Source organism: Frondihabitans sp. PhB161 (assembly GCF_003814635.1).
Classification (GTDB): domain Bacteria; phylum Actinomycetota; class Actinomycetes; order Actinomycetales; family Microbacteriaceae; genus Frondihabitans.
This window is the reverse complement of sequence record NZ_RKQW01000003.1, coordinates 519646-538987: the sequence shown is the minus strand read 5'-3', so window position 1 is coordinate 538987 and position 19342 is coordinate 519646. Positions and strand designations below refer to the sequence as shown.

General features: G+C 68.2%; 17 protein-coding genes. 14 read left to right on the top strand and 3 right to left on the bottom strand.

Annotated features, from left to right (window positions below; translation table 11 throughout):
• Positions 1-28: 28 nt before the first annotated feature.
• Positions 29-838: an isoprenyl transferase gene (locus EDF39_RS14465; protein ID WP_055958322.1), complete on the top strand. Its 810-nt coding sequence runs from the start codon at positions 29-31 to the stop codon at positions 836-838.
• A gap of 282 nt (positions 839-1120) precedes the next feature.
• On the opposite strand, the gene EDF39_RS17535 is transcribed toward EDF39_RS14465, so the two are convergent.
• Together EDF39_RS17535 and EDF39_RS14450 are read right to left on the bottom strand one after the other, a co-directional pair.
• Entirely contained in the window at positions 1121-1828 is a 708-nt protein-coding gene (locus tag EDF39_RS17535) for a hypothetical protein (RefSeq protein ID WP_158613237.1), read from the bottom strand.
• 49 nt (positions 1829-1877) lie between these two features.
• Positions 1878-2870: a LysR family transcriptional regulator gene (locus EDF39_RS14450; protein ID WP_123944119.1), complete on the bottom strand. Its 993-nt coding sequence runs from the start codon at positions 2868-2870 to the stop codon at positions 1878-1880.
• Positions 2871-2951: 81 nt separating this feature from the next.
• Here EDF39_RS14450 and EDF39_RS14445 point away from each other — a divergent pair, with 81 nt between their 5' ends.
• The 4 genes from EDF39_RS14445 (at position 2952) to EDF39_RS14430 (ending at position 6551) form a co-directional block, all read left to right on the top strand.
• Positions 2952-4007 (top strand): aminotransferase class V-fold PLP-dependent enzyme, encoded by a 1056-nt coding sequence (locus tag EDF39_RS14445; protein ID WP_123944117.1) that lies wholly within the window; start codon positions 2952-2954, stop codon positions 4005-4007.
• 64 nt (positions 4008-4071) lie between these two features.
• On the top strand, positions 4072-5457 hold the full coding sequence (locus EDF39_RS14440) for a glycine--tRNA ligase (RefSeq protein ID WP_055958311.1): 1386 nt from the start codon (positions 4072-4074) through the stop codon (positions 5455-5457).
• Between the two features lie 210 nt (positions 5458-5667).
• Positions 5668-6351: a DsbA family protein gene (locus tag EDF39_RS14435; protein WP_233573139.1), complete on the top strand. Its 684-nt coding sequence runs from the start codon at positions 5668-5670 to the stop codon at positions 6349-6351.
• Positions 6348-6551 carry a hypothetical protein gene (locus tag EDF39_RS14430; RefSeq protein WP_123944113.1) on the top strand — a complete coding sequence of 68 codons (204 nt, stop codon included), beginning with the start codon at positions 6348-6350 and terminating at the stop codon, positions 6549-6551. The genes EDF39_RS14435 and EDF39_RS14430 overlap by 4 nt, the downstream gene beginning before the upstream one ends.
• A 28-nt stretch (positions 6552-6579) precedes the next feature.
• Here EDF39_RS14430 and EDF39_RS14425 read toward each other — a convergent pair whose 3' ends face one another.
• Entirely contained in the window at positions 6580-7068 is a 489-nt protein-coding gene (locus EDF39_RS14425) for an aminoacyl-tRNA deacylase (protein ID WP_055958304.1), read from the bottom strand.
• Between the two features lie 92 nt (positions 7069-7160).
• Between EDF39_RS14425 and dusB the strand changes: the two genes are divergently transcribed.
• From dusB to EDF39_RS14380, 9 genes are all read left to right on the top strand, one after another.
• Positions 7161-8387 (top strand): tRNA dihydrouridine synthase DusB, encoded by a 1227-nt coding sequence (gene dusB / locus EDF39_RS14420; RefSeq protein WP_123944111.1) that lies wholly within the window; start codon positions 7161-7163, stop codon positions 8385-8387.
• 96 nt (positions 8388-8483) lie between these two features.
• On the top strand, positions 8484-9761 hold the full coding sequence (locus EDF39_RS14415; RefSeq protein WP_199726222.1) for a deoxyguanosinetriphosphate triphosphohydrolase: 1278 nt from the start codon (positions 8484-8486) through the stop codon (positions 9759-9761).
• Between the two features lie 37 nt (positions 9762-9798).
• On the top strand, positions 9799-11706 hold the full coding sequence (dnaG, locus tag EDF39_RS14410) for a DNA primase (protein ID WP_123944109.1): 1908 nt from the start codon (positions 9799-9801) through the stop codon (positions 11704-11706).
• A gap of 161 nt (positions 11707-11867) precedes the next feature.
• Positions 11868-13526 (top strand): ABC transporter substrate-binding protein, encoded by a 1659-nt coding sequence (locus tag EDF39_RS14405; protein WP_233573138.1) that lies wholly within the window; start codon positions 11868-11870, stop codon positions 13524-13526.
• A gap of 121 nt (positions 13527-13647) precedes the next feature.
• Entirely contained in the window at positions 13648-14730 is a 1083-nt protein-coding gene (locus EDF39_RS14400; RefSeq protein ID WP_233573149.1) for an ABC transporter permease, read from the top strand.
• A gap of 2 nt (positions 14731-14732) precedes the next feature.
• The gene (locus EDF39_RS14395; RefSeq protein ID WP_123944103.1) at positions 14733-15776 is read left to right on the top strand and encodes an ABC transporter permease; all 1044 of its coding nucleotides are present in this window, start codon (positions 14733-14735) and stop codon (positions 15774-15776) included.
• Positions 15773-17443 (top strand): ABC transporter ATP-binding protein, encoded by a 1671-nt coding sequence (locus EDF39_RS14390; RefSeq protein ID WP_123944101.1) that lies wholly within the window; start codon positions 15773-15775, stop codon positions 17441-17443. The genes EDF39_RS14395 and EDF39_RS14390 overlap by 4 nt, the downstream gene beginning before the upstream one ends.
• A 2-nt stretch (positions 17444-17445) precedes the next feature.
• Positions 17446-18300 (top strand): ATP-binding cassette domain-containing protein, encoded by an 855-nt coding sequence (locus EDF39_RS14385; protein WP_123944099.1) that lies wholly within the window; start codon positions 17446-17448, stop codon positions 18298-18300.
• A gap of 7 nt (positions 18301-18307) precedes the next feature.
• Positions 18308-19327 (top strand): D-isomer specific 2-hydroxyacid dehydrogenase family protein, encoded by a 1020-nt coding sequence (locus EDF39_RS14380; protein ID WP_123944097.1) that lies wholly within the window; start codon positions 18308-18310, stop codon positions 19325-19327.
• The last annotated feature ends 15 nt before the right edge of the window (positions 19328-19342 follow it).

The following is a 19342-nucleotide window of genomic DNA, read 5'->3' as shown; positions in this document are numbered from 1 at the left end:
GTTCGGTCGACGCGCCGTCCCGAAGCACATGGACGCCGTCGACATGGAATACCTGCCCCTCGATTGGCAGGGCGGCACGCCTCCGGTCTATGAGCCGGGCGCGGCGCCCAAGCACGTCGCCGTCGTCATGGACGGCAACGGCCGCTGGGCCAATGCTCGCGGCCTGCCCCGCATCGAAGGCCACAAGGCAGGCGAGGCGGCCCTGCTCGAGGTCGTCGCGGGTGCCATCCAGGCCGGAGTGCAGCACCTCAGCGTCTACGTCTTCTCGACCGAGAACTGGAAGCGCTCGCCCGAAGAGGTGCGCTTCTTGATGGGGTTCAACCGCGAGGTGCTCCACCGGCGGCGCGAGCAGCTCAACGCGTGGGGCGTGAAGATCGTATGGTCGGGTCGGCGTCCGAAACTCTGGGCATCTGTCATCAACGAGTTGCAGGTGGCCGAAGAGGCGACGCGCACCAACACCACGATGACCCTGAACATGTGCGTCAACTACGGCGGCCGCAACGAGCTCACCGACGCCATGCGGTCGATCGCCGCCGAGGTCGCGGCCGGGCGCCTCAAGCCGTCGGGGATCACCGAGAAGGTCATTCAGCGGCACCTCTACCAGTCGCAGCTGCCCGACGTCGACCTGTTCGTGCGGTCGTCGGGGGAGCAGCGCACATCGAACTTCCAGCTGTGGGAGTCGGCGTACGCCGAGATGGTGTTCCTGGATCAGCTGTGGCCCGACTTCACGCGCGGTGACCTGTGGGGTGCAATCGACCAGTACACGAATCGCGGGCGGCGGTTCGGCGGCGCGGTGGATGCGCCGGCTGCTGGCGGGGCTTCGGCGGAGCCCGCCTAGACCCGCACGGTCGGCACAGACCCGCACGCTCGGCACAGACCCGCACGCTCGGCACAGGCCCGAGCGATCGGCACAAACCCGCACGACCGGCACAGGCCCGCGTCCTAGCCGGGCTGTTTTCGCCGACGGCGCGGGTCTGAGCCGCTCCGGCGGGTCCGTCGCGCGGCCGATGCAAATTCGAAGGAAAAACGCCGGGCCGCGAGCAGAAACATCAGGATCCGACGGGGTCGAGCACCCGGATCTCCTTCGAATTCGGGGGCGGGGCGGGACGGGCGCGATCGGCTAGAACGTCACATTGGCGCCGAGGAAGATGCGCTCCGACGGCCAGAGGAACTGCAGCGTGAGCGGACCGTCGCTGGCCCGGTGGAACCACGCGTTGCCGAACACGACGGCCTTGCCGGGCAGCAGGTACCACGTCGACGACCCGGCGGGGAACTGACTGCCGAGGTCGGAGCTGTACCCGTCTTTCTTGAGCAGGTCGGCGCCAGCGAACGTGTCTTGCGTTGCAAGGGCGTTGCCGTACGACGAGTAATCGGCACTCAGGTCGGTGAGGTCGAGCCGTCGGCCGGAGTCGTTGACCAGCACGTACGCGGTCACCTCGACCTTGGTGCCGGCCGGGTAGGGGTCGTTGCCGCCCGGGTGGGCGTAGATCGACGGCGCGGTCGTCGTGAGTTCGCCGACCCGGTAGACGTAGATCGTGAGGTCTTTGTAGTTGACCTGGTTGAGCAGGGTGCCGCCCGGAGCGAGCGACTTCGGATCGATGCTCGACGACGAACCACTGCCGCCCGAGCCGGTGCCGCCAGTGACCTGCGGCTGGGGCGCCGAAGTCGAACCGCCAGAGCCCGAACCGCCCGATCCTGCATCGCCGAGCCCCGAGCCCGACGTGCCGTTGTCGCCGACCGGGGTCAGCGACCCCACGGCGGGAGCGCATCCGGCGACGGCGAGCACCACCGCGGTCGCGAGCAGGGCTTTCAGCAGTCGTCTGGGCACACGGTCACCCTAACCGGCGCCCCCGACAGCGCCGTGAGCCGGGCCGAGGCTAGACGGAAACGGGCCGGAGCCCGAACGCGGCATGGTCGAGCGTTCGCACGATCTCGACCGCCACCCCGATCGCGGGTATCCGCTCCGCCCCGCTGGCATACGCCACCGACAGCACGCGGTCACTCGCCCCGGGCAGCCGCGCCGTCTCGACGCCCGGCGGCACGGGTGCCGGAACGAGCGAGAGCGCGGGCAAAAGTGCCACGCCAAGCCCAGCCGCCACCAGGCCGAGCACGGCCAGAGCGTTGTCGGTCTCGAGGATGATCTCGGGCTCGAAACCCGCTCGGCGGCAGGTGGCGAGAAGGTGCCCTCGGCATCGCGGGCAGCCGCCGATGAACCTCGACCCCGCGAGGACGGCGAGGTCGTCGAGGCGGGAGCCTGGGCCGGGCAACGAGGATCCGAGGGTGCCGGTAGGCGCGACAGCCAACATCGTGTCTCGGAAGAGCGGCCGCTCGGTGATGCCGTCGTGCTGAGACCCGGCCGGGCGGGGGCCGGGTTCGGCCGGGTCGGATCCTGGGGTTCGTCCGTCTCCCGGGTAGCCGAAGGTCAGCGCCACGTCGACCTCACCACGGCGGAGGAGATCGAGGGCCTCGGGTGGTTCGACCTCGATGTAGGTCGTGGTGAGCCCGGGGTGGGCTACAGCGAGTGCGGAGAGGATCGCGGGAACGAGGGTGGAGGAGGCGCTCGGGAATCCGGCGAGGCGGACGGAGCCCGACTCGACGCCGCGAAGCCCGGCCAGGTCGTCGCGAGCGGCGGCCAGGGCGGCCTCCACGTGGACGGCGTGACGGGCCAGGCGCGTGCCGGCCTCGGTGAGTGAGACCGAGCGGCGGGACCGCCGCAGCAACGGCTGGCCGATCTGCTCTTCGGCCCGCCGCAGCCGCTGCGTGACCGCGGGCTGGCTGTAGCCGAGCCGCGCGGCGGCAGCAGTGATGCTGCCGGTCTCGGCCACCGCTCGGATGGCTCGCAGGTCGGCGAGATCGAGATCGTCGGTCATCGCGTCAGCATAACGAATGGTTATACATTCGATCGACAACTGGCGGTTGTGTGATGCCTGCCGCGGTTCCACGCTGGACGCATGACCGCATTCGATCGACTCGTCGCCGACTTTCCGCGCGGAACGAACTACCTGGCGGCCTGCACCGGCGGTCTGCCGACCCGCACGGCGACGGCCGCGATGCGTGCCGACCTCGACGCTTGGTCGGGTGGCACCGTGTCGCCCACCGCCTACGGAGCGTTCGCCGAGCGGGCCCGTGTCGCGTTCGCTCGCATCGTCGGAGTCGGCGCGGATCGGGTAGCGCTCGGCTCGCAGACCTCCGTGCTCGTGTCGGTGATCGCCGCGGCTGTTCCAGACGGAGCGGAAGTGCTCTGCGTCGAAGGCGACTTCAGTTCGATCGTCTCCCCATTCGCCAGCCAGTCGCATCGGGGCGTTCGCCTTCGCGAGGTTCCTCTCGACTCGCTCGCTGAGGCGGTGAACGGCGACACCTGGCTGGTCGCCTACTCGCTCGTGCAGTCGGCCACCGGTGAGCTCGCCGACGACGATCTCGTCGTCGCCGCGGCTCGTGCCCACGGCACCCGGACGCTCATCGACCTCACCCAGGCGGCAGGAGTCCTTCCCGTCGACGCGGGCCGCTACGACGCGACGGTCACCCACGCCTACAAGTGGCTGTGCTCACCGCGCGGAGTCGCCTTCTTGACCCTGTCGGAGGCATTCGAGCCGACACTTCGGCCCATCCAGGCCGGCTGGTACGCCGGAGCCGACGTCTGGGCGTCGTGCTACGGAGCCGCGTTCGAGCTCGCCAGAGACGCCCGGCGGTTCGACGTGTCGCCCGCGTGGCAGGCCGTGGTCGGCGCAGCCGTCGTGCTCGAACAGTTCGCCGAGGTCGATACGACCCTGATCTGGGCGCACGCGAGCGGACTCGGCGACGCGCTGTGCGACGCGCTCGAAATCCCTCGGCAGGGACGGGCCATCGTGACGTGGGCGGATCCTGAGGGGTCTGATCTGGCCCTGCTCGGCGCCGCGGGGATCACCGCCTCCGGTCGCGCCGGCCGGGCCCGAGTGGCCTTCCATCTCTGGAACACTCCGGCCGACGTGGCAGCCGTAGCCGCCGCCCTCGGCTCGGCGCACCGGTAAACTCGCCCGGAGCCTCGCGCATCCAGCGCGAGCGTCGCATCACTAACTTCTGGGAGTACTCCACGTGGCAGCACCGAACCGTCTCGATTCCGTCATCGCCCTGGCCAAGCGCCGCGGCTTCGTCTTTCAGGCGGGCGAGATCTACGGGGGCAGCCGCTCGGCGTGGGATTACGGGCCCCTCGGCACCGCCCTTAAAGAGAACATCAAGCAGCAGTGGTGGAAGTTCATGGTGCAGGGCCGCGACGACATCGTCGGGCTCGACTCCTCGGTGATCCTGCCGCGCACCGTCTGGGAGGCCTCCGGCCACGTCGAGGTCTTCTCCGACCCGCTCGTCGAATCGCTCCACACCCACAAGCGCTACCGGGCCGATCACCTGCTCGAGGCCTACGAGAACAAGCACGGCCACCCGCCGGTCAACGGCCTCGCCGACATCCGCGACCCCGACACCGGTCAGGAGGGCTCGTGGACGGAGCCGCAGAACTTCTCCGGCCTGCTCAAGACCTACCTCGGCCCCGTCGACAACGAGCAGGGCATGGTCTACCTGCGCCCAGAGACCGCGCAGGGCATCTTCGTCAACTTCAACAACGTCATGAGCGCCTCGCGTATGAAACCGCCCTTCGGCATCGCGCAGGTCGGCAAGTCGTTCCGCAACGAGATCACGCCCGGCAACTTCATCTTCCGCACCCGCGAGTTCGAGCAGATGGAGATGGAGTTCTTCGTCGAGCCCGGCACCGACGACGAGTGGTTCCAATATTGGATCGACGCGTGCGAGGCCTGGTACCTCGACCTCGGCGTGACCCCGGAGAACATCCGCCGCTACGAGCACCCGGCCGAGAAGCTGTCGCACTACTCGAAGCGCACCGTCGACCTTGAGTACAAGTTCCGCTTCACCGGATCGGAGTGGGGCGAGCTCATGGGCGTCGCGAACCGCACCGACTTCGACCTGAAGACGCACAGCGAGGCATCGGGCGTCGACCTGTCGTACTTCGACCAGGCGAAAAACGAGCGCTGGACCCCGTTCGTCATCGAGCCGGCGTTCGGCCTGACCCGAGCCCTCATGGCGTTCCTCGTCGACGCGTACCACGAAGACGAAGCACCGAACGCGAAGGGCGGTGTCGACAAGCGCACCGTGCTGAAGCTCGACCGCCGCCTCGCGCCGGTCAAGGTCGCCGTGCTGCCGCTGTCGCGCAACGAGAACCTCTCGCCGCTCGCGCGCGGGGTCGCGGCCACGCTCCGCAAGCTCTGGAACATCGACTTCGACGACGCCGGAGCGATCGGCCGCCGCTACCGCCGCCAAGACGAGATCGGCACGCCGTTCTGCGTCACGGTCGACTTCGACTCGCTCGACGACAACGCCGTGACCGTGCGCGAGCGCGACACGATGGCTCAGGAGCGCGTGCCGCTCGACGAGCTCGAGGCGTACCTCGGGGCGCGGTTGCTCGGCGTCTAGCTCCGTCCCGGGGCCTTGGCGGTTCAGAACTCTGGCAAAACCGGCTCTAAACCGGCCTCAAGGGGCTTGTTGGGGCCGGTTTTGCCAGTTTTTTGAACGTGTGGAGAGCGGCAGCGGCACTAAGCGCGGGCGTTCCACGCTGGACGCATGCAAGTGGAAGCGCGTAGCGCCTGCGGGAATGCCCGAGCGACACCGACGGTTGCAGACGCCGTGAGTATCGAGAACGCCGCCGCAACCGCCCCCATCAAAGTCGACATCTGGTCAGACATCGCCTGCCCGTGGTGCTTCATCGGCAAGCGCAAGTTCGAGGCCGGAGCTGCCGGTTTCGCCGGAGAGGTCGAGATCGAGTACCACTCGTTCGAGCTCTCGCCCGATACGCCGGTCGACTTCGAGGGTGATGAGGTCGAGTTCCTGTCGACGCACAAGGGCATCGCCCCCGAGCAGGCCCGCCAGATGCTCGACAACGTCGGCGGCATCGCCGCGTCGGTCGGCCTGAAGTACGACTTCGACGCGATGCACCACACCAACACCGTCAAGGCGCACCAGCTCATTCACTTCGCCAAGGCCCGCGGGCTCCAGCTCGACATGAAGGAGCGCCTCCTCGCCGCGTACTTCGAAGACGGCCGCCACCTCGGCCGACTCGACGTGCTGGCCGACATCGCCGCCGAGGCGGGGCTCGATCGCGCCGAGGTGCTGCAGTCGCTCGAGAGCGACGAGTACCTCGACGCCGTCCGTGCCGACCAGGCCCAGGCCCAGGCGTTCGGCATCAACGGCGTGCCGTTCTTCGTGATCGAGGGCAAGTACGGAGTGTCGGGAGCCCAAGAGGCCTCGGCGTTCCAGAACGTCCTCGAGACGGTCGCCGCCGAGAAGCGCGATGCGGCGGTGGCCGAGTGACCGGCTCCGCACCGACTCCGGACAGCTTCACGATGCTCGGCTCGGCCGACGCAGCGGCCTGCGAGGGCGACAGCTGCCTGATCCCCGGCGCCCTGACTGAGACCGTCACGATGCCCGAGATCGAGCCCACGGCCGACGAGGCCGCCGCCGCCTCGGCGCGGGCCGTCACTGCGGCCCTCGACGAAGGCGCATCACTCTAGGTAACCGATGCCCTGGGTATCCACTCCTCTACGAGCGCGGGACCTCGGGGTCGGTGATGTCAGCGACGGTGGCGGCCAGCGCTTCGATAAGCGCATCGGCCTCCACGAACGCACTGCGTCCGTGCGAGCCCGCACCGAGTGCGACGCGGGATCCTCGGATCCTCTCGTCGGCGAACACCGGCCACGCCGTCGTCGATCCCAGGGGAGTGATTGTGCCTCGCTCGTAACCGGTCGCCTCCAGAGCGATCTCGGGGGAGGGCATCGACAGCTTGTTCACGCCGACCACGGTGCGCAGCTTCGACCACGAGATCGACCGTCCGCCCGGAACAAGAGCAAAAACGAAGGATCCGTCATGCCTCTTCACCACCAGACTCTTCACGACGGCCCCGGGCTCGATCCCCAGCAGCCCTGCTGCCTCGGCGAGGCTGTCCGCTGCCGGCCGCTCGACCACCTCGACGGCCAGCCCTCGGCTTTCGGCATCGGCGAGCATTCGGTCGGTTCCGCTGATGTTCGGCATTTCTTCTCCAAGGGGGTGGGCGGCATCGAGTTCTCCACAGGGGCGTCTCGATCCCTCATCGGGCTTGCGGCCGTCTGGGATAATCAGTGGTGATGACAACCACTCTTTCGCAACCAGAAGCCGGCGTGCATTCTTCCGCGCAGCCTGGGCAGACTTCTCCGCACCCGGGGCAGACCGCTCCGCACCCGGGGCTGGCTATCGGCCCCATCCAGGTCGCTTCGCCGGTCGTGCTCGCGCCGATGGCCGGCATCACCAACACCGCGTACCGCCGGCTCTGCCGCGAATACGGTGCCGGGCTCTACGTCAGCGAGATGATCACCAGTCGGGCACTGGTCGAGCGCACGCCCGAGTCGATGCGCCTCATCACCCATCACGAGAGCGAGACCACCCGGAGCATCCAGCTCTACGGGGTCGAGCCGAAGACGGTCGCCGAGGCCGTCACGATGCTGGTGGCCGAAGATCGTGCCGACCACATCGACCTCAACTTCGGCTGTCCGGTGCCCAAGGTCACCCGCAAGGGCGGCGGATCGGCCCTGCCCTGGAAGCTCGGGTTGTTCCGCGACATCGTCGAGGGCGCCGTCAAGGCCGCCGGCGACATCCCGCTCACCATCAAGATGCGCAAGGGCATCGATGACGATCACCTCACCTATCTCGAGGCCGGCAAAGCGGCTGAAGGGGCAGGGGTCGCCTCGATCGCGCTTCACGCACGGACCGCGGCCGACTTCTACTCCGGCCAGGCCGACTGGTCAGCCATCGCGACCCTGAAGAACGCCATCACGGGGGTGCCGGTGCTCGGCAACGGCGACATCTGGTCGGCGGCCGACGCACTCCGCATGGTCGACGAGACCGGGTGCGACGGCGTGGTCGTCGGTCGCGGCTGCCTCGGCCGCCCATGGCTGTTCGGCGACCTCGCGGCGGCGTTCCGCGGCGAAGAGCGCAAGGCGGAGCCCACCCTCGGCGAAGTGGCCCAAGCGTTCCGACGCCATGCCGAGCTCCTGATCGAGTTCTACGAGGGCGACGAAGCGCGCGCCTGCCGCGACATGCGCAAGCACGTGGCCTGGTACTTCAAGGGGTATCCCGTGGGCGGCGACGTGCGAGCCAGCCTGGCCGCCTCGTCGAGCGTGGCGGAGATCGACGACCTCCTAGGCACGATGGATTGGACTCAGGCCTACCCCGGCATCGACGCCGAGGGTCCGCGCGGGCGCGCGGGCAGCCCCAAGCGTCCATCGCTTCCCGACCGGTGGCTCGAGAGCCGCGAGCTCGACGAGGCGTTCCGCGAAGAGCTCGCCGCCGCCGAACTCCACCACAGCGGTGGCTGAGACGCCCCGCACACGAGCGCTCCCGACCTACCCGCACCTCCCGCCCGAAGGGCCCGCGTGACCACCCAGAACACCCCTACCGCCAACGCCGATCTGCTGGGCACCCCACGCTCTGGTCCCGGCTCGGTCGGCTCCGCCGGCTACAGCGAGCACGACGGAGAGCGGTGGCTGCCCGAAGAGCACTCCAGCCGGCGAAGCGACTTCGCGCGCGATCGCGCACGACTGCTCCATTCGAGTGCCCTCCGGCGTCTGGCCGCGAAGACGCAGGTGCTCAGCCCGACAGCGGGGCTCGATTTCGCCCGCAACCGCCTCACGCACTCGCTCGAAGTCGCCCAGGTGGGGCGAGAGCTCGCAACCAGCCTCGGCCTCGATCCCGACGTCGTCGACACGGCCTGTCTGGCTCACGATCTCGGTCACCCGCCCTTCGGCCACAACGGCGAGAAGGCCCTCAACGACTGGTGCACCGACATCGGCGGCTTCGAGGGCAACGCGCAGACGCTGCGACTGCTCACGCGCATCGAGCCCAAGGTCATCGGCGCCGACGGCCAGAGCTACGGTCTCAATCTGACGCGCGCCAGCCTCGACGCCAGCTGCAAATACCCATGGCCGACCGCCCAGGGCATCCCCGATCCCGGCGGTCGAGTGAAGTTCGGGTTCTACGACGACGACACCCCGGCCTTCGAGTGGCTCCGCATCGGCGCGCCACGACGCCAGCGGTGCATCGAGGCCCAGGTGATGGATCTCAGTGACGACATCGCCTACTCGGTGCACGACTTCGAAGACGCCGTCGTCAACGGCTACATCGATGTCGCGGCGCTGTCGTCGCCGGTCGGCCACGACTCGCTGATCGACGCCATGCACGCCTGGGTCGGCGGCGAACTCAGCCGAGACGAGCTGACCGAGGCCTTCAACCGCCTTCGCGGCCTCGACTTCTGGCTGCACGACTACGACGGCGGGCGGGTCGCGCAGGCTCGTCTGAAAAACCTGACGAGTCAGCTCATCGGCCGATTCGCCGGTTCGGCAATCGACGCGACACACGAGCACTATCCGCTCGACAGCCTCATCCGTTTCGCCGCCAGCGTCGTGATCCCCGCCGAGATCATCGGCGAGATCGCCGCGCTCAAGGGAATCGTCGCGGCCTTCGTGATGACCCGCAACACCCGCCAGCCCATCTACGTGCAACAGCGCGAAGTGCTGACCACGCTCGCCGATGCCCTCTGGGCCAGCGGCGCGACCGAGCTCGACCCGGGATTCGCCGCCGACTGGCGCGACGCGTCCGACGACGCGGGCCGACGGCGCGTGATCGTCGACCAGGTCGCCTCCCTCACCGACCAGAGCGCCATGGCCTGGCACGACCGGCTGGTCCGCTCGTGACCCCGCCTAGACTGGATCGATTCGAAGGGGGCGGTGCGTGCCAGGTCTGATCAAACGCGCCGACATCGACGAGGTCCGCAGCCGCGTCAACATCGCCGACGTGGTCGGCGACTACGTCACCCTCAAGGGCGCCGGTGTGGGCTCGCTCAAGGGCCTTTGCCCGTTCCACGACGAGCGCAGCCCCAGTTTTCACGTGCGCCCCCAGGTCGGTCGCTACCACTGCTTCGGCTGCGGCGAAGATGGCGACGTCTTCAGCTTCATCCAGAAGACCGACCACACGACGTTCCAAGAGGCCGTCGAGCGGATGGCCGCGCGGATCAACTTCACCCTGCACTACGAAGACGGCGGTCAGGCGAGCGATCACGGCAATCGCGCGAGACTCCTGGCGGCGAACGAAGCGGCTCGCGAGTTCTACGTCGAGCAGCTCACCGGCGCCGACGCCGATCCGGCACGACGGTTTCTGGGGCAGCGCGGATTCGATCCGGCGGCCGCGCAGCGGTTCGGCGTCGGCTTCGCACCCAAGTCGTTCGACGCGATCCGCTCGCACCTCAAAGGTCGAGGGTTCTCTGAGGAGGAGCTGGTCACCTCCGGGCTCCTCAGCCAGGGTGATCGCAACGCCTACGACCGCTTCCGCGGGAGACTCATCTGGCCGATTCGCGACGTCACGGGCGCCACGATCGGCTTCGGCGCCCGCAAACTTCTCGACGACGACAACGGCCCGAAATACCTGAACACCCCCGAGACGCCGATCTATCACAAGTCTCAGGTGCTGTACGGGCTCGACCTGGCGCGCAAAGACATCTCGCGCTCGAAGAGGGTCGTGATCGTCGAGGGCTACACCGACGTCATGGCCTGCCACCTCGCCGGTGTCACCACGGCGGTCGCGACCTGCGGCACGTCGTTCGGCGTCGACCACATCAAGGTACTCAGGCCGATGCTCGGCGACGTGCGGGGCGCCGATGCTTCGAGCCTCGGCGAGGTCGTCTTCACCTTCGACCCCGACGAGGCCGGTCAGCGGGCCGCCAGCCGGGCCTTCGCCGAAGAGCAGCGATTCGCGGCGCAGACGTTCGTGGCGGTCGCCCCCGACGGGCTCGACCCGTGCGATCTCCGACTCAATCGAGGCGACGACGCCGTTCGACGCCTGGTCGACGGCAAGCGGCCGATGTTCGAGTTCATGATCAAGCGCACCCTCGACGGTCACGACCTCGAGACGGTGGAGGGGCGGGTCGCCGCACTCCGCTCGTCGGCACCGGTCGTTGCCGGCATCCGCGATGCCTCGCTCACCCAGGGGTACGTCCGGTCACTTGCCGGCTGGCTCGGCCTCGACCCCGACGAGGTCGCCACAGCGGTCGACGCGGCCCGTCGCACGGTCGCCGCGCAGCCGAAGGCCGTCGAACGTCTCGCCCCCTCGAGCGATCCCTCACGGCAGTCGATCACCAGCCTCCCGGAGGCGGAGCCGGTCGACGAGGGCCCGAGCATCCTCCGCCTGCCCGACGACCTCTCCACGCGCATGGAGCGCGACGCGCTGATGGCGATCCTGCAGCACCCGGCGTCGGCCCCCCGCGACCTCACCATCCAAGCCGCCTTCTCGGTCTTCGTGAATGGCTCGCTGGGGGTGGTCCGCGACGCGATTGCGGCCAGCCTCGATCACCTCGACGCTCCGAACTTCGTCGATCTGGTGTTGGAGCAGACGCCCGGGCCGTTCGCCGGTCTGGTGCGGGAGCTGGCAATGGGGCCCCTGCCAGAGCGCGAGGGCGCCGATGTGGCGCTGTACTGCGCCGGGATTCTCGGCTCCCTCGTCGAACGCGACCTGCTCCGTCAAAAGGCGGAGCTGCTCGGCCAGATGCACCGCACCGATGTGCGGGCCGAACCCGAGAAGCGGCGCGAGATAGGGCAGAAGCTAGTCGAAGTCGAGGCGGCGCGCCGCATCCTGCGCAACGAATAGGAGAGATGCGCACACAAAGTGCGCGGCGCGTTGCGAACCTGTAAACACTTCCGCCTGAATTTCAGCCCAGCACCGGGCGTGTGTTAAGAATGAAATCCCGGCAGTCGATCACAGCTCTGCTCCGACCCCGGGTCCATGCACCGACACAAAGGGGTACCACCGTGAATTCCACGTCTTCCGTGAGGCGACGCCTGTTGATCGGGGTGGGTGGCGCCGTCGCCACCACTCTCGTTCTCGCAGGCTGCGCCAACAGCAGCTCCACGAGCACCGACGCCCTCGACGGTGTCGTGATCGGCACGTCCGACGTCATCACCTCGCTCGACCCGGCCGGCTCGTACGACAACGGCTCGTTCGCCGTGATGAACCAGGTCTATCCGTTCCTCATGAACACGCCGTACGGCTCGCCCGACGTCAAGCCCGACATCGCCACCAGCGCGGAGTTCACGAGCCCCACGCAGTACACCGTGAAGCTCAAGTCCGGCCTCAAGTTCGCCAACGGCGACGCACTCACCTCGTCCGACGTGAAGTTCAGCTTCGACCGTCAGATCGCGATCGCCGATGCCAACGGCCCCTCGTCGCTGCTCTCGAACCTCAAGAGCACCGCTGCTCCCGACGACAGCACGGTCGTCTTCACCCTCAAGTCGAAGAACGACCAGACGTTCCCGCAGGTGCTCTCGAGCCCGGCCGGGCCGATCGTCGACGAGCAGGTCTTCAGCGCCACCAAGGTGACCTCCGACGCCGACATCGTCAAGGGAAAGCCGTTCGCCGGCCAGTACTCGATCTCGCAGTACAAGGCGAAAGAGCTGATCCAGTACGCCGCCTTCTCGGGCTACAAGGGCCTCCTCGGCGCACCCAAGACGAAGAGCGTCACGGCTCAGTACTTCACCGACGAGACGGCGCTCAAGCTGGCCGTGCAGAAGGGCGACGTCAACGTCGCCTACCGCTCGCTCAGCCCGACCGACCTCGCGTCGCTCAAGAAAGACGACAAGCTGACCGTCCACGACGGCCCCGGCGGCGAGATCCGCTACATCGTCTTCAACTTCGACACCATGCCCTACGGTGCCAAGACTTCGGAGGCTGACTCGGCCAAGGCCCTCGCCGTCCGCAAGGCCGTCGCCGACTCGGTCGACCGCGAGGCCCTCTCCGAAGACGTCTACAAGGGCAGCTACACGCCGCTGTACTCGCCCGTGCCCGACGGCCTCACCGGCTCGATCACCCCGTTCAAGTCGCTCTACGGCGACGGCGACGGTGGCCCCGACGCCGACAAGGCCAAGTCGACCCTGACCGCGGCCGGTGTCACGACGCCCGTCACGCTCAACCTGCAGTTCACGCCCGACCACTACGGTGCGTCGTCCGACGACGAGTACGCGCTGATCAAGAAGCAGCTCGAAGACACCAAGCTGTTCAAGGTCAACATCCAGTCGACCATCTACGACGAGTACAGCACCGAGCGCACCAAAGACAGCTACCCGCTGTACCAGCTCGGATGGTTCCCCGACTACTCCGACGCCGACAACTACCTGACGCCGTTCTTCCTGCCTTCGCCCGGTGCCGACGGCAAGCCCCTCGACGGCGGCTTCCTGCTGAACCACTACAACAACCCGAAGGTCGACGCCCTCATTGAGGCGCAGCGCAGCGAGACCGACACTGCTGCCCGCACCAAAGATATCGAGCAGATCCAGACGCTCGAGGCCGGCGACATCTCGACCCTGCCGCTGCTCCAGGGCGCTCAGGTCGCGGTCTCGGGCAAGGACGTCAAGGGTGTCGACGACGCCCTCGACGCCTCGTTCAAGTTCCGCTACGCGACGTTGTCGCTGTAGCTTACGAACAGAAGGTGGGGTGCTCCGCCGGGCCGAAAGGCCGGGGGAGCACCCCACCACCGTGTCGGGCGATGACGCCCGCCGAAGAGCAAACGAAAGGGAACGCGACCTCGTGACCGTTCTGAACGACACCTCGCCCACCGCACCCGCGGTGCCGGGGCCCTCTCAGGGGAAGACCAAGGGCGGTGGCCTCGGCCGCTACGTCTTGATCCGGTTCCTGCTCATCATCCCGACCGTCTTCATCCTGGTCACGCTGGTGTTCTTCCTCATGCGAGTGGTCGGCAACCCGATCACCGCCTCGGTCGGCGGGCGTCTCACGCCGACTCAGCTCCAGGAGCGCTTGCACGCTGCCGGTTACGACCGTCCGATCATCGTGCAGTACGGCGAGTACCTCGGGCAGCTGCTGCGCGGTGACTTCGGCACGACGCTGACCGATCACCGCAAGATCAGCGACATCCTGCTGACTTACGGTGGCGCCACTGTCGAGCTCGTCTTCTACGCGCTCATCATCGCTCTGCTCATCGGCATTCCGCTCGGAATGCTCGCCGCGTACTTCCGCGACCGCTGGCCCGACGTGATCCTCCGCGTCTTCGCGATCTTCACCTACGCCACCCCCGTCTTCTTCGCCGGGCTTCTCCTGAAGCTCGTCTTCTCCGTCTGGCTCGGCTGGTTGCCCCTGGGCGGCAGGGCGAGCCCCCGCATCGAGCTCGCCCTCGGCACCGTGCCGAACCCGACCGGCATCTACTTGATCGATGCCCTCCGCACCGGCAACTCGATCATCATCAGCGACGTGCTGCTGCACGCGGTCATGCCGGCCCTCGCCCTCGGCCTCATCACCGGTGGCATCTTCCTTCGTCTGGTCCGCACGAACGTGATCGGCACGCTGGGCTCGGAGTACGTCGACGCGGCCCGCTCGCGCGGTGTCTCCGAGGTCCGCCTGGTGCGCACCCACGCATTCAAGCCTGCTTTGATCCCGATCATCACCGTCATGGGTCTGCAGATCGCGATGCTTCTCGGTGGTTCTGTGCTCACCGAGACCACCTTCGGCTGGCGAGGCCTCGGCTTCGAGCTGCAGCAGTATCTCTCGGCCCGCGACTTCGTGGCCGTCCAGGGCATCGTGGCCCTGCTGGCCGTCATCGTGGCGGTCACCAACTTCATCGTCGACATCGTCGCGGCGTTCATCGACCCACGCGTGAGGTATTGATCATGACGACCACTCTCGCCGCCGCTAAAGACCAGCGCGCCCCCTGGTTCTCACGCCTTCCCATCGTCGCGCAGCTCCGACGCAGCGTCGGCCTCCAGCGCGGAATGCTCATCACCGGCATCGTCATCTGCCTGGTGTTCCTCCTCGGTGCAATCTTCGCCCCGATCATCGCGCCCTACGGGTTCGGTCAGCTGAGCGACGACGCCGGATCCTTCCCCCGCCAGGCCCCGCCCTCGTCCGACCACATCTGGGGCACGACCGTCGGCGGCTACGACGTCTTCAGTCGTGTCGTCTGGGGTGCGCAGACCGCCATCGCCGTCGTGATCGTGGCCGTCATCCTGTCGGTTCTGATCGGCGTGACGCTCGGCCTCGTGTCGGGCTACCTCGGTGGATGGCTCGACCGGATCCTCGTCGTCATCGCCGACGCGGTCTACGCGTTCCCGTCGCTCCTGCTCGCGATCGTCGTCTCGATCGTGATCTCGGGAGGCCAGTCCAGCCTCGTCGGCGGAATCGTCGCCGCGGGCATCTCGATCACCGTGGTGTTCGTGCCGCAGTATTTCCGCGTCGTCCGCGCCGAGGCGGTCCGCCTCAAGTCCGAGGCCTTCGTCGAGTCGTCGAAGGTCGTCGGCTCGTCGACCGCCCGCATCATGTTCAAGCACGTGCTGCGCAACGCCACGCGCAGTCTCCCGCTGATCCTGACCCTCAACGCGTCCGAGGCGATCCTGACGCTCGCGTCGCTCGGCTTCCTCGGCTTCGGCATCGGGCCGACGGCGGCGGCCGAGTGGGGCTACGACCTCAACCGGGCACTCTCCGACACCGCCAGTGGCATCTGGTGGACGGGTGTGTTCCCGGGAGCCGCGATCGTCCTGCTCGTGCTCGGCGTCACGCTCGTCGGCGAGAGCCTCAACGACCTCGCCGACCCGCGCCTGCGCACGCGCCGGCGGGCCAAGCGCCGGAAGGCCGTAACTAGCGCCTCCAGCGACCCCGCCGTCGGCGACGACAAGACCCCCGGCAGCACCACCGCCCCCGAAGGAGGACGCGCATGAGCGACATCGTCCGCGATGACCGTCACACGGCCGTCGACATCAAGAACCTCGAGGTCGCCTTCGCCACCGACGGCGGCGATGTCAATGCCGTGCAGGGCGTCAGCCTGACGGTCCGGTCGGGTGAGGTGCTCGCGATCGTCGGAGAATCAGGATCGGGCAAGACCGTCACCGCCAAGACGATCCTCGGCCTCCTCCCCGAGACCGCCGTCGCCTCCGGCGCCGTGCTCCTCACCGGCGAGGACGTGCTGACCGTCGGGCCGAAGCGCGTCCGCGAGCTCCGCGGCACCGACGTCGCCATGGTCTTCCAGGAGCCCTCGACGGCGCTGAACCCGGTCTTCACGGTCGGGTGGCAGATCGCCGAGGGCATCCGCGCCCACGGCAAGGTGTCGAAGAAGGAGGCGCGGAAGAGGGCCATCGACATCCTGTCGAGGGTCGGGATCCCGGATCCTGAGACCCGCGTCGACTACTACCCGCACCAGTTCTCGGGCGGCCAGAAGCAGCGTGTGGTCATCGCGATGGCGCTCGTGCTGAACCCTTCGGTGATCGTCGCCGACGAGCCGACCACGGCGCTCGATGTGACGGTGCAGGCCGAGATCCTCGACCTGCTGCGCCGGTGCCGCGACGAATTCGGCGCCGCGATCGTGCTGATCACCCACAACATGGGCGTCGTCGCCGACCTCGCCGATCGCGTGGCCGTCATGTACCTCGGCAAGGTGGTCGAAGAGGCCGACGCGAAAACGCTGTTCGCCAACCCGCAGGACGACTACACCAAGCGCCTCCTCGGCAGCGTGCCTCGACTCGAGGCCCGCGGCCACCAGGCTGCCCCGTCGGCCGACGCCGAGATCGTCGTGAACGCCCGCGGGCTCGAGATCGAGTACCCCGGCCGTCTCGGTCGTGCGGGATTCCGTGCGGTGAAGGGTGTCGACTTCACGATCGCCAAGGGCCAGGTGCTCGGGTTGGTGGGGGAGTCCGGCTCGGGCAAGACCACCATCGGCCGCGCGATCGCGGGACTCACCCGGGTCACCGGTGGCTCGCTCGAGGTGCTCGGCGTCGAGATGAACGGCGTGCACGAGCGCGACTTCAAGCCGAAGCGGGCCGAGATCGGGTTCGTCTTCCAAGACCCGGCCTCGTCGTTCAACCCGCTGCTGACGATCGCCGAGGCCGTCGCCGAGCCGCTCATCGTGCACGGCCGCGCCGGAGACGCCCGAGCCGCACGCGCGCGCGTCGACGAGCTGATGGAGGCCGTCCAGCTGCCCAAGGCGTTCGGTGACCGCTACCCCCACGAGCTGAGCGGTGGCCAGCGCCAGAGGGCCAGTCTCGCGAGATCGCTTGCGCTGGATCCTACGCTCCTGATCGCCGACGAGCCCACCAGCGCGCTCGACGTCTCGGTGCAGGCGCGGGTGCTCGAGCTCTTCGCCGAGCTGCAGAGCGACCTCGGATTCGCGGCTTTGTTCATCAGCCACGACCTCGCGGTAGTGAACCTGCTCGCCGACCGTATCGGCGTGCTCTTTCACGGCGACCTGGTCGAGTCGGGGCCGAACGACCAGGTGCTCGGCGCGCCCGAGCACGACTACACGAAGCGACTGCTCGCCTCGCTGCCGGTGCCCGATCCTTCCGAGCAGGCCGCGCGCCGCGAAGCGCTGAGAGCTCTGACCCGTCAAGCTTAGGTATGGCCGACACCGACGCACCCGTCCTCGTCGCCGACGATCTCTCGCTGCTCTACCCGGCTCGCGCCGGGCGCCCGGAAGTACGCGCCGTCGACGGTATCTCGCTCCAACTGGCTCCGGGGGAGATCCTCGGGGTGCTCGGAGAAGCAGGATCCGGCAAGTCGACGCTCGCCCGCGCCTTCGCCGGCCTGGCCTACGCCTCGAGGCCCCCCGCGGGGTCGGCGACGATCGCGGGCGGCGAGCTGTTCGTGCTCGGCGAGCGGATCAAGACGATCTCGAAACGGCATCGTGACCGCCTCACGGGGGCCGTCGGCTATCTGTCGCAGTCGGACGGCGACAACCTCAACCCCGATCTCACAGTGGGGGAGGCTGTAGCCGAGCCTCTCTACGAGCGTGACAAGAAGTTCGATCGCAAAGAGGCCGGTCGGCTGGTGTCGACCCTCGTCGACGCTGTGCATCTGCCGCTTTCGACCATGCTCAAGCAGACGTGGGAGCTCAGCTCGGGTCAGCGTCAGCGCATCGCGCTCGCCCGCAGTCTCGTGCTCTCGCCGAGCGTTCTCATCGCCGACGAACCGGCCCGCGGGGTCGACGTGCTCGTGCGCCAGTCGGTCTTGGAGCTGCTCCGCGGCATCCATGAGACGCGGCAGTTCTCGGCCGTCGTCGTCACCTCGTCGGTGAACGAGGCCCGCGCGGTGGCCGACCGCATCGCCGTGCTCCGCTCGGGGCACCTGGTCGGCCTGGGGACCATCGACGACGTGCTCGCCACGACCGTCGACCCGTACGTGAAGGTCCTTTCGCAGACGTCGCCCATCGACATCATCCCGTCGTCCGACCGCACCCCCAAGAAGCACCGCTAGGAGCACTTTGTCTTCCGCCACCCCCGCCTCCTCGTCCGCCCGCGGTCACCGTGCCGTCCTGACCCCGTCCGCGACCGTGCCCGCCGAGCACCGGCCCACGCCCGGGCCCATCGCCATCGGGCCGAAGCCACTGCAGCACGTCGTCGACGCCGTCGAATCGGGCGGAGGTACCCTCGGCCCCCTCGACGAGTCGACGCGAGGGCTGATGTGGCTGTCGCACACGAAGATCGACGAGCTCGACGACGCACTCACGACCTACCCCAACATCGAGTGGGTGCAGCTGCCCATGGCCGGGGTCGACATGTTCGCCCCGATCATGGCGAAGTACGCGTCGTCGCCGCGTCCGCTCTGGACCAGCGCCAAGGGCGCCTACTCCGAGCCGGTCGCCGAGCACGCAGTGGCTCTCACGCTGGCCCTGCTCCGGGTGTTCCCCGAGCGCGTGCGTGCCAGTTCCTGGGCAACCGAGCCGAGGGGCATCTCGCTGTACGGGCTCGACGTCGTCATCGTCGGCGCCGGTGGAATCGCCCTCGAGATCATGCGCCTCCTCGCGCCATTCGACACGCGCATCACCATCGTCCGCCGCAGTTCTTCCCCCGTCGACGGTGCGGCGCGCACGGTGCCGGCCGCGCAGCTCGACGAGGTGCTGCCGACCGCCGACGTCGTGATCGTCGCGGCGGCCATGACCGACGACACCGCCAAGATGTTCGGCGCGTCGCAGTTCGCCGCCATGAAAGACACCGCCGTGCTGGTGAACATCGCTCGCGGCGGACTCGTCGACACCGACGCCCTGGTCGATGCGCTCGACTCCGGGTCGCTGTGGGGTGCGGGGCTGGACGTGACCGATCCGGAGCCGTTGCCCGAGGGGCACCCGCTGTGGACCAACGACCGAGCGCTGGTCACCCCGCATCAGGCCGACACGCCCGACATGGTCGCGCCGCTGCTGGCCGAGCGGATCCGGCACAACGTGAGGGCGCTCGAAGGCGACGGGGAATTCATCGGCGTCGTGGATCCTGCCGCCGGCTACTGAGCTCTTCGCCCCCCC

Excerpts from the sequence above, each read along its gene's own strand:
- EDF39_RS14465 (WP_055958322.1), top strand. The coding sequence starts at position 29 with ATGGACGCCGTCGACATGGAATACCTGCCCCTCGATTGGCAGGGCGGC.
- EDF39_RS14450 (WP_123944119.1), bottom strand. The coding sequence starts at position 2,870 with ATGACCGACGATCTCGATCTCGCCGACCTGCGAGCCATCCGAGCGGTG.
- EDF39_RS14445 (WP_123944117.1), top strand. The coding sequence starts at position 2,952 with ATGACCGCATTCGATCGACTCGTCGCCGACTTTCCGCGCGGAACGAAC.
- EDF39_RS14425 (WP_055958304.1), bottom strand. The coding sequence starts at position 7,068 with ATGCCGAACATCAGCGGAACCGACCGAATGCTCGCCGATGCCGAAAGC.
- dusB (WP_123944111.1), top strand. The coding sequence starts at position 7,161 with ATGACAACCACTCTTTCGCAACCAGAAGCCGGCGTGCATTCTTCCGCG.
- EDF39_RS14395 (WP_123944103.1), top strand. The coding sequence starts at position 14,733 with ATGACGACCACTCTCGCCGCCGCTAAAGACCAGCGCGCCCCCTGGTTC.
- EDF39_RS14390 (WP_123944101.1), top strand. The coding sequence starts at position 15,773 with ATGAGCGACATCGTCCGCGATGACCGTCACACGGCCGTCGACATCAAG.
- EDF39_RS14385 (WP_123944099.1), top strand. The coding sequence starts at position 17,446 with ATGGCCGACACCGACGCACCCGTCCTCGTCGCCGACGATCTCTCGCTG.